Origin of the sequence: Streptomyces hygroscopicus subsp. hygroscopicus, from assembly GCF_030269125.1 — a bacterium.
Taxonomy (GTDB): Bacteria; Actinomycetota; Actinomycetes; order Streptomycetales; family Streptomycetaceae; genus Streptomyces; species Streptomyces hygroscopicus_C.
Genome location: NZ_BSSM01000005.1, coordinates 218,983 through 231,676, shown reverse-complemented (window position 1 = coordinate 231,676; position 12,694 = coordinate 218,983). Strand labels below are relative to the sequence as shown.

Annotated in this window: 12 protein-coding genes and 1 pseudogene; 7 read left to right on the top strand and 6 right to left on the bottom strand. The window is 72.9% G+C overall.

The annotated features are described in order from the left end of the window. Window positions 1-79: 79 nt before the first annotated feature. On the top strand, window positions 80-1,771 hold the full coding sequence (gene paaN, locus QSK45_RS14165; RefSeq protein WP_285556661.1) for a phenylacetic acid degradation protein PaaN: 1,692 nt from the start codon (window positions 80-82) through the stop codon (window positions 1,769-1,771). A gap of 72 nt (window positions 1,772-1,843) precedes the next feature. Here paaN and QSK45_RS14160 read toward each other — a convergent pair whose 3' ends face one another. From QSK45_RS14160 to QSK45_RS14150, 3 genes are read right to left on the bottom strand one after another with little or no spacing between them, the layout of a single operon-like run. Beyond that, a complete protein-coding gene (locus tag QSK45_RS14160) occupies window positions 1,844-2,596 on the bottom strand; it encodes a TrmH family RNA methyltransferase (RefSeq protein ID WP_285556660.1) in 753 nt (250 codons plus the stop codon). Next, window positions 2,593-3,906, bottom strand: a complete 1,314-nt coding sequence (locus QSK45_RS14155) for an HTTM domain-containing protein (RefSeq protein WP_285556658.1) — start codon at window positions 3,904-3,906, stop codon at window positions 2,593-2,595. The genes QSK45_RS14160 and QSK45_RS14155 overlap by 4 nt, the downstream gene beginning before the upstream one ends. After that, a complete protein-coding gene (locus QSK45_RS14150; protein WP_285556657.1) occupies window positions 3,903-4,712 on the bottom strand; it encodes a DUF5819 family protein in 810 nt (269 codons plus the stop codon). The genes QSK45_RS14155 and QSK45_RS14150 overlap by 4 nt, the downstream gene beginning before the upstream one ends. 794 nt (window positions 4,713-5,506) lie before the next feature. Here QSK45_RS14150 and paaA point away from each other — a divergent pair. From paaA to QSK45_RS14120, 6 genes and pseudogenes are all read left to right on the top strand, one after another. Then, on the top strand, window positions 5,507-6,541 hold the full coding sequence (paaA, locus tag QSK45_RS14145) for a 1,2-phenylacetyl-CoA epoxidase subunit PaaA (RefSeq protein WP_285556655.1): 1,035 nt from the start codon (window positions 5,507-5,509) through the stop codon (window positions 6,539-6,541). Further along, window positions 6,538-6,825 (top strand): 1,2-phenylacetyl-CoA epoxidase subunit PaaB, encoded by a 288-nt coding sequence (gene paaB, locus QSK45_RS14140; protein WP_014673816.1) that lies wholly within the window; start codon window positions 6,538-6,540, stop codon window positions 6,823-6,825. The genes paaA and paaB overlap by 4 nt, the downstream gene beginning before the upstream one ends. Next, a complete protein-coding gene (gene paaC, locus QSK45_RS14135; protein WP_285556653.1) occupies window positions 6,822-7,553 on the top strand; it encodes a 1,2-phenylacetyl-CoA epoxidase subunit PaaC in 732 nt (243 codons plus the stop codon). Before paaB ends, paaC begins: the two co-directional genes overlap by 4 nt. Next, the gene (gene paaD / locus QSK45_RS14130; protein ID WP_285556651.1) at window positions 7,547-8,074 is read left to right on the top strand and encodes a 1,2-phenylacetyl-CoA epoxidase subunit PaaD; all 528 of its coding nucleotides are present in this window, start codon (window positions 7,547-7,549) and stop codon (window positions 8,072-8,074) included. Before paaC ends, paaD begins: the two co-directional genes overlap by 7 nt. Then, on the top strand, window positions 8,074-9,138 hold the full coding sequence (locus QSK45_RS14125; RefSeq protein WP_285556649.1) for a 2Fe-2S iron-sulfur cluster-binding protein: 1,065 nt from the start codon (window positions 8,074-8,076) through the stop codon (window positions 9,136-9,138). Before paaD ends, QSK45_RS14125 begins: the two co-directional genes overlap by 1 nt. A gap of 171 nt (window positions 9,139-9,309) precedes the next feature. Further along, a pseudogene (locus QSK45_RS14120) lies at window positions 9,310-9,716 on the top strand (acyl-CoA dehydrogenase family protein); the annotation flags it as partial. A gap of 21 nt (window positions 9,717-9,737) precedes the next feature. Here the strand turns inward: QSK45_RS14120 and QSK45_RS14115 are convergent. From QSK45_RS14115 to QSK45_RS14105, 3 genes are all read right to left on the bottom strand, one after another. Further along, entirely contained in the window at window positions 9,738-10,067 is a 330-nt protein-coding gene (locus QSK45_RS14115; RefSeq protein WP_285557090.1) for a rhodanese-like domain-containing protein, read from the bottom strand. Window positions 10,068-10,116: 49 nt separating this feature from the next. Next, window positions 10,117-10,929 (bottom strand): hypothetical protein, encoded by an 813-nt coding sequence (locus QSK45_RS14110; protein ID WP_285556647.1) that lies wholly within the window; start codon window positions 10,927-10,929, stop codon window positions 10,117-10,119. 229 nt (window positions 10,930-11,158) lie between these two features. Beyond that, a complete protein-coding gene (locus QSK45_RS14105) occupies window positions 11,159-12,628 on the bottom strand; it encodes a DUF2252 domain-containing protein (RefSeq protein WP_490993574.1) in 1,470 nt (489 codons plus the stop codon). Window positions 12,629-12,694: the final 66 nt, after the last annotated feature.

Genomic DNA, 12,694 nt, shown 5'->3' with positions numbered 1-12,694 from the left:
CTGACCGTCCCATCCCGCTGCTCTTTCTGCCAGGTCCTGAACTCGAAGACGAGTTCTCCAGACGAGGAGTTGGTCCCGCATGGCCGCCGAACTGACCGCCCCCGAGCTGATCGCCAAGCACCGGCCCACTCTCGACCAGGCCCTGGAAGCGATCCGCACCCGCGCGTACTGGTCCCCGCACCCCGAGCACCCCAAGGCGTACGGCGACCACGGCAGCCTGGACGCGGCCGCGGGCAAGGCCGCCTTCGACGCCCTGCTGGGCACCCGCTTCGACCTCGGCCAGGCGGGCACGGACGACTGGGTTGGCGGCGAGGTCTCGCCGTACGGCATCGAGCTGGGCGTGAGCTACCCGCACGCGGACCTGGACGCACTGCTGCCCGCGATGAAGGCCGGGCAGCGGGCCTGGCGGGACGCGGGCGCCGAAGTGCGTGCCGTGGTCTGCCTGGAGATCCTCAAGCGGATCAGCGACCGGACGCACGAGTTCGCGCACGCGGTCATGCACACCAGCGGCCAGGCCTTCCTGATGGCGTTCCAGGCGGGCGGCCCGCACGCCCAGGACCGCGGCCTGGAGGCGGTGGCGTACGCGTACGCGGAGCAGGTGCGCACCCCCGGGACCGCCGAGTGGACCAAGCCGCAGGGCAAGCGCGACCCGCTGGTGCTGACCAAGGACTTCACGCCCGTCCCGCGCGGCATCGGCCTGGTCATCGGCTGCAACACCTTCCCGACGTGGAACGGCTACCCGGGCCTGTTCGCCTCCCTGGCGACCGGCAACGCGGTCCTGGTCAAGCCGCACCCGCGCGCGGTGCTCCCGCTCGCGCTGACCGTGCGCGTCGCGCGCGAGGTGCTCGCCGAGGCCGGTTTCGACGCCGACCTGGTCGCCCTGGCCGCCGAGCGCCCCGGCGAGGGCATCGCCAAGTCGCTCGCCACCCGCCCGGAGATCCGGATCATCGACTACACCGGTTCGACGTCCTTCGGCGACTGGCTGGAGGCCAACGCGCGCCAGGCGCAGGTCTACACGGAGAAGGCCGGCGTCAACACGGTGATCGTGCACTCCACGGACGACTACAAGGGCATGCTGTCCAACCTGGCGTTCTCGCTGTCCCTGTACAGCGGCCAGATGTGCACCACCCCGCAGAACCTGCTGATCCCGCGCGACGGCATCGGCACCGACCAGGGACCGAAGACCTTCGACGAGGTCACCGCCGACCTCGCCCGCGCGGTCGACGGACTGCTCGGCGACGACGCGCGGGCCAACGCGCTGCTGGGCGCGATCGTCAACCCCGACGTCAAGGCCCGCCTGGAGGCCGCGGCCGGACTCGGCGAGGTCGCCCTCGCCTCGCGCGAGATCACCAACCCGGAGTTCCCGGACGCGGTGGTGCGCACCCCGGTGATCGTCAAGCTGGACGGCGCCAAGCCGGATGCCGAGGCCGCCTACATGAGCGAGTGCTTCGGCCCCGTCTCCTTCGCCGTCGCGGTCGACTCGGTGACCGACGCGGTGGAGCTGCTGCGGCGCACGGTGCGCGAGAAGGGCGCGATGACGGTCGGCGCGTACACCACCGACAGCGAGGTGGAGGGGGCCATCGAGGAGGTGTGCCTGGAGGAGGCCGCCCAGCTGTCCTTCAACCTCACCGGCGGGGTGTTCGTGAACCAGACCGCCGCCTTCTCCGACTTCCACGGCTCGGGCGGCAACCCGGCGGCGAACGCGGCCCTGTGCGACGGCGCCTTCGTGGCGAACCGGTTCCGGGTGGTCGAGGTGCGCCGGGAAGGCTAGCGGCCGGGGCCGGCGGGAGGGCGGGTCCGTCCTCCCGCCGGCCGCGTCCCCCAAACTCGCGGGGCAATACAGCTAGGCGGCGGGGGCGCCCCCGGTGGCGCTCCAGTGGTACAGCGTCATCGCCACGCTGGTGGCGAGGTTGTAGCTGGAGACCTGGGGGCGCATCGGCAGCCGCAGCAGACGGTCGGCCCGCGCGCGCACCTCGGCGGAAAGCCCACTGCGCTCCGAGCCGAAGGCGAGGACGGCGTCGTCGGGAAGCTCGGTGCCGCGGATGTCCTCGCCCTCCGGGTCCAGGGCGTACAGCGGGCCGGGCGGCAGCTCGTCGACGTCCAGGCGCTCCACGGCGGTGGCGAAGTGCAGTCCCGCGCCGCCGCGCACCACGGTCGGATGCCAGGGGTCGAGCGTGCCGGTGGTGACCACGCCGGTCGCCCCGAAACCGGCGGCCAGCCGGATCACGGCGCCCGCGTTGCCGAGGTTGCGGGGGTTGTCGAGGACCACCACCGGGGCGGTGCGCGGCATCCGGGCGAGCGCCTCCAGACGGGCCTCGCGTGACGGTCGTACGGCGAGCGCGGCGACACCCGTCGGATGCGGGCGCGGTACGAGACCGGCGTACGTCCGTTCGGGAACTTCGGTGAGCAGCACGGCCAGGGTCTCCCGGACGTCCCCGGCCAGTTCCTCGGCCAGGGCGAGCGCGGCCCGCCGGTCGGTGGTGACCGCCACCGGCACCTCGGCCCCGAAGCGCAGCGCGTGCTTGAGCGCGTGGAAGCCGTCGAGCAGCACGGCGGAGGCGGCGTACTCGCGCCAGCGGATCAGGGGGTCGGTCATGCCGTGAACCCTACGGGGCCGGGCGCGCTGTCCTCCGGGGAGCGCGGCGCCGGCACCGTGCCGTCCTCGCCTCCGCCGATGTCCCGGCCTGTGTCCCCGCCGATGTCCCGGCCGTCGCCGTGGTCGTCGTCCTCGACGAACCGGCCGCGCGCGCGAGTGGCGAGGGCGCCGACCCGGCGCAGGAACGAGGTCGGCAGGAAGACCGCGTCCGCGGTGATCATCGCCAGGGAGAAGAACGGCAGTCCGAGGACGACCGCGATCACGGAGTGCTCCAGCATGAGCAGCACCAGCAGCACGTTCTTCACCCGCCGGTCGAGCAGCGTGAAGGGGAAGGCGACCTGCACCATCACGGTGCCGTACGCCACGATCATCAGGATGGTGCCGCTGGTGGACATCAGGTCGGCGAGGCCGGGCCAGGGCGTGAAGTAGTCCAGGTGGAGCGGGTAGTAGACGGCGGTGCCGTCCTGCCAGCGCGAGCCCTGGATCTTGTACCACCCGGCGGTGGCGTAGATCAGGCACGCCTCGGCCATGATGACCACGAGGGCGCCGTTGTGCAGGACGTTGGCGATCACGTCGAGCAGGACTCGCGGCTCGGGCGAGCGCGCCAGGCGCTGGACCAGCCACCACAGCCCGAGCGCCACCCATACGGTCCACAGCAGGACCGGGATCAGCCAGGCGTTGCCGAAGAGGCGGCCGGTCGCCGTCACCGTGATCAGCGCGAGGCCGAGGACCGCCCACAGGAGCGGGCCGACCCGGTCTGCCGGAGTCCGGTCGGTGGGAGCGTCGCCGGTGGGGACCCGGTCGGAGGAGAACCGGTCGGAGGGGGCCCGCTCGCCGCGCGCTCTTCGCCGAGCGTCGAGGGACCACACCTGTCCGCAGCGCGTGAACACGAGGTAGATGGCCATCAGGTGCAGCACGTTGTCACCGCCGTCGCCGACGAAGACGCTCCGGTTCTGCAGCGACAGGACGCCCACCATGAACAGCACGGACGCCGTACGGGTGCGCCAGCCGAGCAGCAGCGCGGCACTGGCGAGGATCGCGAGCGTGTAGAAGCACTCGAACCACAGCTGCCCGTCCGACCACATCAGGGCCGTGAAGGCGTGGTTGTCCTCGGTCAGCCGCCGGCCCATGCCCCAGTCCCAGGGGCCGCTCGGGCCGTACAGCTCCTGGCGGTGCGGAAACTCGCGCAGCAGGAAGAAGAGCCAGGTCCCCGCGAAGCCGATCCGGATCACGGCGCTCTGGTACGGCCCGAGGGCCGCCTCGGTGACGCGGGCGAGCCCGCGGGACAGGGACTGGGAGAGCCGGTTCACCGCACACCTCCGGCGGCCTCGTCGGCGCTCACGGTCCACCAGGGCAGCACGCGGTACAAGGGCTTGTCGGGCACCTTCTCACCGCTCCATGAGGGGGGTTGCACATCGACGGTGCAGGACCGGACCTGCACCCGCTGGACGATGCCGAGCCGGCTGGTCGGATCGGTGCGGTACAGGCGCATCACCACGATCCGGCGCAGGTACTCCTCCGACAGGGAGCCGCGCAGGCCGACGGGACGGTTGTCCGCGGTGTGCGTCGCCGTGAGGAAGTCCCAGGCGCGGCGCAGCTCGTTCTGCTGGGTGTGGCTCGGCACCGGGTTGCCGTCGATGGCGGCGCCGTCCTGGGCGGACAGGTCGGTCCAGCCGGTGGTGCGCACGCTGCCGTCCTTCATCCGCACATCGGCCCGTACCTGCACGGCGATGTTCTGCTGGAGCGGATTGGGTGCGAACAGCTTCCAGTTCTGTTCGAACTCCGGGAACACCCATGCCTCGACGGCCTTGCCGTGCTGCTCGGACACCGTGTTCTGCGGCGCGACGCTGAGGAACACCATCAGCAGGTGCACCCCCACGCCGACGGCGACGACGGCGACGGCGAGGGCGGCGACGATCTGGTAGCGGAGGGAGAGGGCGGCGAGCCCGCGGGGGACCGGGGCCTGAGGCGTCGGGCTCCGGGGCGCAGGGAAGGGGGCCGCCGGTTCCTGCTCGGCGGAGCCGGCGTCGCGCCCGTCCTCCGGGAGGCGTTCCGGGCTGCCTTCCGGGGTGCCTTCCGGGCTTGTCGGACTCTCGGGCTCCCCTTGTATCCCCATGACCTCCGGGCCCGCGGACAATCCACGGCTCCCAGGGGTCTCCGGCGCCTCGGAGGTCCTCGCGGCCTGCGAGACCTCTGATGCCTCCGAAGCCTCCGAAGCCTCCGGTGCCTCCGAAGCCTCTGGAGGCGCCTGCATCTCAGGTGTCCCTGGGGCCTCGGGCTCCTCCCACGTCTCCGGGGCCTGCTGTATCCCGGGATGCCCTTGTGCCTGCTGCATCCCTGGGTTCGCCGGTGCCTCCGGCTCCTCACCGACCTCCGGGGCCTCTGAGGTCTTCCGGTCCCGCGGTGTCTCCGGGGGACGCGCCCCGCCCTGCCCGTCCGGGCCGCGCGCGGCCCCCGGGTCCTCGTCGTACGCGTCCATTCCGCCCGTCCCCCAATTCCGCCTCAGTCGTGGGTCGGCCCACCGGGTCGGTCCCAGGGGCCGGCCCATCCGATACGGCCGCCCGGCACAGGCGCCGCGCGGTCCACGAGCGCCCCATCGCGGCACATGCACGGAACGGTACTCAGCCCCGGCCTCCGAGCGCAGCCCCGGGGGCCGCCCCTCCCTTCCCCGCAGCCCGGTCCACCGACTCCGCCCGCCGACGGCCTCGCTCGTCCGCGGGCATCGCCGGTCCGCGGGCATCGCCGGTCCACGAGCCTCACTCGTCCAAGAGCCTCACTCGTCCACAGCTTCCGCGCGGAGTTTTCCACAGCGGTTGACACTGTCCGGCGGCCCGGCACACCATTGATGCGCACGGACCGAACGATCGGTCGGGAGAATTCCACCGCAGAGCCCGAGGTCAGGGAGATCGCATGGCCACAGCAGCCGCGCAGCGCACGGCCCGCCCGGAGGCGGACGGCGCCCGGAACACCGCCGGGGACCCGGCGGAATACCAGCGCGTCTTCGACGCGGCCGTGGCCGCCGACGAGCGCATCGAACCGCGCGACTGGATGCCCGACGCCTACCGCGCGACGCTGGTGCGCCAGATCGCCCAGCACGCGCACTCCGAGATCATCGGGATGCAACCGGAGGCCAACTGGATCACCCGCGCGCCCTCCCTGCGCCGCAAGGCGATCCTGATGGCCAAGGTCCAGGACGAGGCGGGGCACGGCCTGTATCTGTACAGCGCGGCGGAGACCCTCGGCACCAGCCGGGACGAACTGCTCGACAAGCTGCACAGCGGCCGCCAGAAGTACTCCTCGATCTTCAACTACCCCACGCTGACCTGGGCCGACGTCGGCGCTATCGGCTGGCTGGTGGACGGCGCCGCGATCACCAACCAGGTCCCCCTGTGCCGCTGCTCCTACGGCCCGTACGCGCGCGCCATGGTGCGGATCTGCAAGGAGGAGTCCTTCCACCAGCGCCAGGGCTACGAGCTGCTCCTGGCCCTGAGCCAGGGCACTCCGGAACAGCACGCGATGGCCCAGGACGCGGTGGACCGCTGGTGGTGGCCCTCCCTGATGATGTTCGGCCCGCCCGACGACGAGTCCCAGCACTCCGCGCAGTCCATGGAATGGAAGATCAAGCGCCATTCGAACGACGAGCTGCGCCAGCGCTTCGTCGACATCTGCGTCCCCCAGGCCGAGTCCCTGGGCCTGACCCTCCCCGACCCGGACCTGAAGTGGAACGAGGAACGGGGGCACCACGAATTCGGCCGGATCGACTGGACGGAGTTCTGGGAGGTCCTCAAGGGCAACGGCCCGTGCAACGAACAGCGCCTCACCCAGCGCAAACGCGCCCATGACGAGGGCGCCTGGGTGAGGGAAGCGGCCGCGGCCCACGCGGCCAAGCACACCGGCGCCACCAAGGCCGCCGGACACGAGACGACGGGAGCGGAGCGAGCATGAGCACCACCGACTGGCCCCTGTGGGAGGTCTTCGTGCGCTCCCGGCGCGGCCTCTCCCACACCCACGCCGGCAGCCTGCACGCGCCCGACGCCGAGCTGGCCCTGCGCAACGCCCGCGATCTGTACACCCGGCGCGGCGAGGGCGTCTCCATCTGGGTCGTCCCGGCCGCCGCGATCACCGCGTCCTCGCCGGACGAGAAGGACCCCTTCTTCGAGCCGGCCGCCGACAAGCCCTACCGGCATCCGACCTTCTACGAGATCCCGGAAGGGGTGAAGCACCTGTGACCGCCACCGGCTCCGCCACCGTCCCGGTGACCGCCGCGCTCGCGCTCGGCGACGACGCCCTGGTGCTCTCCCACCGCCTGGGGGAGTGGGCCGGGCACGCCCCCGCGCTGGAGGAGGAGGTCGCCCTCGCGAACATCGCCCTCGACCTGCTCGGCCAGGCCCGGGTCCTGCTGTCCCTGGTCGGCGACGAGGACGAACTGGCCTATCTGCGCGAGGAACGGTCCTTCCGCAACCTCCAGCTGGTCGAGCAGCCGAACGGCGACTTCGCCCACACCATCGCCCGGCAGCTGTACTTCTCCACCTACCAGCATCTCCTGCACGCCGAACTCGCCGCCGGGGACGGACCGTTCGCCCCGCTGGCCGCGAAGGCGGTCAAGGAGGTCGCCTACCACCGCGACCACGCCGAGCAGTGGACCCGGCGCCTCGGTGACGGCACCGGGACCAGCCATGAGCGGATGCGGCGCGCCTGTGCCGCGCTGTGGCGGTTCACCGGGGAGATGTTCCAGCCCGTGGAGGGACTGGACGTCGACTGGGCGGCCCTGGAGTCCCGTTGGCTGGAGTCGGTCGCCGAGGTGCTCGACCGGGCCACCCTGACGGTTCCCGAGGGGCCGCGCACCGGGGCCTGGTCGGCGGGCGCGGGCCGCCAGGGCATCCACACCGAGCCCTTCGGCCGGATGCTCGCGGAGATGCAGCATCTGCACCGCAGCCATCCGGGGGCGTCATGGTGACCGCCACCGCCCTGGAGGCGGAGCTGCTGGAGCTGGCCGGCTCGGTCCCCGATCCCGAGCTTCCGGTGCTGACGCTCCATGAGCTGGGCGTGGTGCGTGCGGTGCACCTGCACGGCACCGACGCCGCCGAGGTCGACCTGACCCCCACCTACACCGGCTGCCCGGCCGTCGAGGCGATGTCCCTCGACATCGAGCGGGTCCTGCGGGAGCACGGCCTGCGCGAGGTCACGGTGCGCAGGGTGCTCACACCCGCCTGGTCGACCGACGACATCACGCCCGAGGGCCGGCGCAAACTCAGGGAGTTCGGCATAGCCCCGCCGAGGGTGCGCGAGACCTCCGGTCCCGTACCGCTGACCCTCGGCCCGACGCGCACCGACGCCACCGAGGCCGAGCCGGTCCCCTGCCCGCACTGCGGCTCGCCCGACACCGAGCTGCTGAGCAGGTTCTCCTCCACCGCGTGCAAGGCACTGCGCCGCTGTCTGTCCTGCCGCGAACCGTTCGACCACTTCAAGGAGTTGTGATGGCGCGCTTCCACCCGCTCCAGGTGGCCGCGGTCGACCGGCTCACCGACGACTCCGTGGCCCTCACCCTCACCGTCCCGCCCGAGCTGCGCGCGGATTACCGGCACGCACCCGGCCAGCACCTCGCGCTGCGGCGCCGGGTGGACGGCGCGGAGGTGCGCCGGACCTATTCGATCTGCTCCCCCGCGCCCGGCCCGGACACCGAGGGACCCAGCAGCCTGCGGGTGGGGGTTCGCCTGGTGGAGGGCGGCGCCTTCTCCACCTACGCGCTCAAGGAGATCAACGTCGGGGACGAGCTGGAGGTGATGACCCCGGCCGGGCGCTTCACCCTGGAACCGGCGCCGGGGCTGTACGCGGCGATCGTCGGCGGCAGCGGCATCACCCCGGTGCTGTCCATCGTCTCCACCCTGCTGGCGCGTGAGCCGGGGGCGCGGTTCTGTCTGATACGGGGTGACCGTACGGCCGCGTCCACGATGTTCCTGGAGGAGGTCGCCGATCTGAAGGACCGCTATCCGGAGCGGCTCCAACTGGTGACCGTGCTCTCCCGGGAGGAGCAGCAGGCGGGCCTGCCGTCCGGCCGGCTCGACCGGGCGCGCCTCGCCGGACTCCTGCCCGCGCTGCTGCCGTTGGAGCAGGTGGCGGGATGGTTCCTGTGCGGGCCCTACGGGCTGGTGCAGGGCGCCGAGGGGGCGCTGCGCGAACTGGGCGTGGACCGCGCGCGGATCCACCAGGAGATCTTCCACGTGGACTCCGGCCCGACCGCGGCGGGCACCGCACCGGCGGCCGCGCACAGCACCGTCACGGCCCGCCTCGACGGACGCGGCGGCACCTGGCCCGTGCAGGAGGGCGAGTCCCTGCTGGAGACGGTGCTGCGCAACCGTCCCGACGCGCCCTACGCCTGCAAGGGCGGGGTCTGCGGCACCTGCCGGGCCTTCCTGGTCTCCGGCGAGGTCCGCATGGACCGCAACTTCGCCCTGGAAGAGGACGAGACGGACGCCGGATACGTACTGGCCTGCCAGTCCCATCCGCTGACCGAACAGGTGGAGCTGGACTTCGACCGCTGAGGACGTACCACGCAACCCGCGAGGCAACCCGCCGCGGAGGAAGGACCGTCGAGGCTCCCTTTTCCTGAGGCTGTTCCGTCCTGACGGCCCCTCAGTCGGCGACTCGCACCGTCGGGGGACAGGCCATGGACCTCATCTTCACCGAGGAGCAGCACGCGGCGGCCGAGGACCGAGGGCGCCGGGGAGCGGCTGCACGCCCTGCTCGCCACCGGCACCTGTGCGCGGTGCTCGGGCCGGGCGAGCGGGTGCTGGACATGACCGGTGAACACACCGGCGCGCGGGAGCAGTTCAAACACCCGGCCGCGGCCTTCCAGGCGGTGGCCGTGCAGGCCGCGGAACGGTACATCGATCTGCGGGCCATGCCGGCCACCCGCCACACCCCCTCCGCACCCCCCGGCGGCCCGGAACTGCCCGCCGTGCAGACGGCACAGCATCTGCACGGTGGCTCCGGCGCGGACAACGACTCTCTCTCCCGCACCGCCACCACGCCGGGGTCAAGCACCTGGAACTGGCGCTCGGCCCGGCGGCGGCGTACGAGGAGGGCTCGGGACACGCTGGCGGCACACCCGCTCGGCTGACCGCGCGGCCTGCCGGGGTGACTAGAGCACGTGGCCCGGCCGGCCGTCGTCGGTGACCACCGGGCGGCCCGCGGCCGCCCAGGACTGCATGCCGCCGTCGACGTTCACCGCGTCGATGCCCTGCTGCACCAGGTACATGGTGACCTGGGCGGACCGGCCGCCGGAGCGGCAGATCACATGGACGCGGCCGTCCTGCGGCGCGGCCTCGGTCAGCTCGCCGTACCGGGCCACGAACTCGCTGGTCGGGATGTGCAGCGCTCCCCCGGCGTGGCCCGCCCGCCACTCGTCGTCCTCGCGGACGTCCAGCAGGAAGTCGTCGTCCTTGAGGTCCGTGACACCGACCGTGGGCACACCAGCTCCGAAGTTCATGCCTCCGACGCTACCCGACCGCGGGCGCGGTTCAGCCCTGCTCCAGCAGGGCCGCCAACTCAGCCTCCCGCCGGGTGATGTCGGCGCGGAGCTTTTCGGCGATCTCCTCCAGCAGCGCGTCGGGATCGTCCGGGGCGAGGCGGAGCATGCCGGCGATGGCGCCGTCCTCCAGTTCGCGGGCGACCAGGTTGAGCAGTTCCTTGCGCTGGGAGAGCCATTCGAGGCGGGCGTACAGCTCCTCGGCGGGGCTCGGGCGCCGCTCGGGCGGTACCGGTCCCGCCGCCCACTCCTCGGCCAGTTCCTTCAGCAGGGCCTCGTCGCCGCGGGCGTAGGCGGCGTTGACGCGGGTGATGAACTCCTCGCGCCGGGCGCGCTCGTCCTCCTCCTGCGCCAGGTCCGGGTGGGCCTTGCGGGCCAGCTCGCGGTAGAGCTTGCGGGCCTCCTCGCCGGGCCGTACCCGCTCCGGGGGACGCACCGCCTGGTCGGTGAGCATGGCGGCGGCCTCGGGATAGAGGCCGTGGCCGTCCATCCAGCCGTGCATCAGCTCCTCGACACCGGGGATCGGCAGGACGTTGGCGCGGGCCTCCTCGGCACGGCGCACGTCCTCCGGGTCACCGGTGCGGGCCGCCGTCGCCTCGGCGATCTCGGCGTCCAGCTCTTCCAGGCGCAGGTAGAGCGGGCCGAGGCGCTGTTCGTGCAGCCGGGAGAAGTTCTCGACCTCGACGCGGAAGGTCTCCACGGCGATCTCGTACTCGATCAACGCCTGCTCTGCGGCCCGTACGGCCTGTTCGAGCCGCGCCTCGGGGCGGGGGGCGTGGGGTTGTTCGGCTTCCGGGGTGGTCACCCGCCCAGCGTAGTCGCTGCGCCGGCCTGGGGACGGTGGTGCGGGCGGCGGTACGGAATCCCGGCCGGGGGGCGGGGTCGCGTCCCTCCGCGGGGGCGTGCGGGGTCGCCGGCGGGTTCGGGTCCGCGGACGGGCGGACGCGGCCCCGCGCCGACGGCGAACGGCCGGTCGCGTGGTTCCCGCGTCCCTGGGCGAACCGCCGGGTCCCCTCGCACGGCCCGGCGCGCGCTTACACGCCGAGCTCCGCCGCTACGCGGCCCGCCCGTATCGCCGTGACCAGCGCCGAGTGGTCGGACTCCGTGATGTCGGCGTAGGTCACGGCGAAGGTGGCGATGGCGTCGTCCAGGTCCTCGTTCTTGCCGCAGTAGGCGGCGATCAGGCGGGGGTCGGCGCTGTGGGAGTGGGCGCGGGCCAGGAGGGCGCCCGTCATGCGGGCGTAGTCGTCGACGTGGTCGGCGGCGAGGGCGGCGGGGTCGACGCTGCCCTTGCGGTTGCGGAACTGGCGTACCTGGTACGGGCGTCCGTCGACCGTGGTCCAGCCCAGCAGGGTGTCGCTGACCACCTGCATCCGCTGCTGCCCGAGCACGACCCGGCGGCCCTCGTGCGCCACCGGCGGGGTCTCGAAGCCGGCGGTGGCCAGGTGCGGGACCAGCGCGGAGGGGCGGGCCTCCTTCACCTGGAGGACCAGCGGGTGTCCGCGGTGGTCGAGCAGCAGGACGACGTACGAGCGGGTGCCGACGCTGCCGGTGCCGACCACGCGGAAGGCCACGTCGTGCACCGCGTGCCGGGCGAGCAGCGGGCGGCGGTCCTCGGGCAGCGTCGTCAGGTAGTCCTCCAGCGACGCGGCGACCGCGGCGGCCTCGCGGTCCGGTATCCGGCTCAGCACCGGCGGGGCGTCGACGAAGCGCCGCCCGCCGTCCGGGTGCGGCTCGGTCGACTTCGCCGCGAACCGGCCGCTGGTGTTGGCCCGCGCCTTCTCCGAGACCCGGTCCAGGGTGCCGAGCAGGTCGTGCGCGTCGGCGTGGGAGACGAGTTCCTCGTCCGCGATGGCGTTCCACGCGTCCAGCGCCGGCAGCTTGGCCAGCAGCCGCATGGTGCGGCGGTAGGCGCCGGCCGCGTCCCGCGCCGCGGCACGGCAGGTGTCCTCGTCGGCGCCCGCCTCGCGGCCCGCAAGCACCAGCGAGGTGGCGAGCCGCTTCAGGTCCCACTCCCAGGGGCCGTGCACGGTCTCGTCGAAGTCGTTCAGGTCGATGACGAGGCCGCCGCGGGCGTCGCCGTACAGACCGAAGTTGGCGGCGTGGGCGTCGCCGCAGATCTGGGTGCCCGTCCCGGTCACGGGAGTGCGCGCCAGGTCGTACGCCATGAGCCCGGCCGAACCCCGCAGGAAGGCGAAGGGGGTGGCCGCCATCCGGCCGACGCGGATCGGGGTCAGCTCCGGTATCCGCCCGGCGTTGGACTCGACGACGGCCCTCACCGCGTCCGGGCGGTCGGCAGCCGGTTCGAAGGCGCTGTGGGCACGGCGCGGCACGCTCGTCCGCAGCGCTTTGCCCTCCTCCTTGGGCGAACCCTGCCGCGGCCACGCGGCGAACCCACGCACCCGGGGCAGCCGACAAGCGCCAGGCTCCCCCGACGTGCCCCGGTCTCCCGGCTCCGCGTGCTCCGACCCGCCCACCACGACGCCCGCACCGCTCCCGGCCATGGCGACCGCCTCCCCCGTACGCACCCACACGAACATCAACTCGGCAAGACGGTACAGCCGATGGGG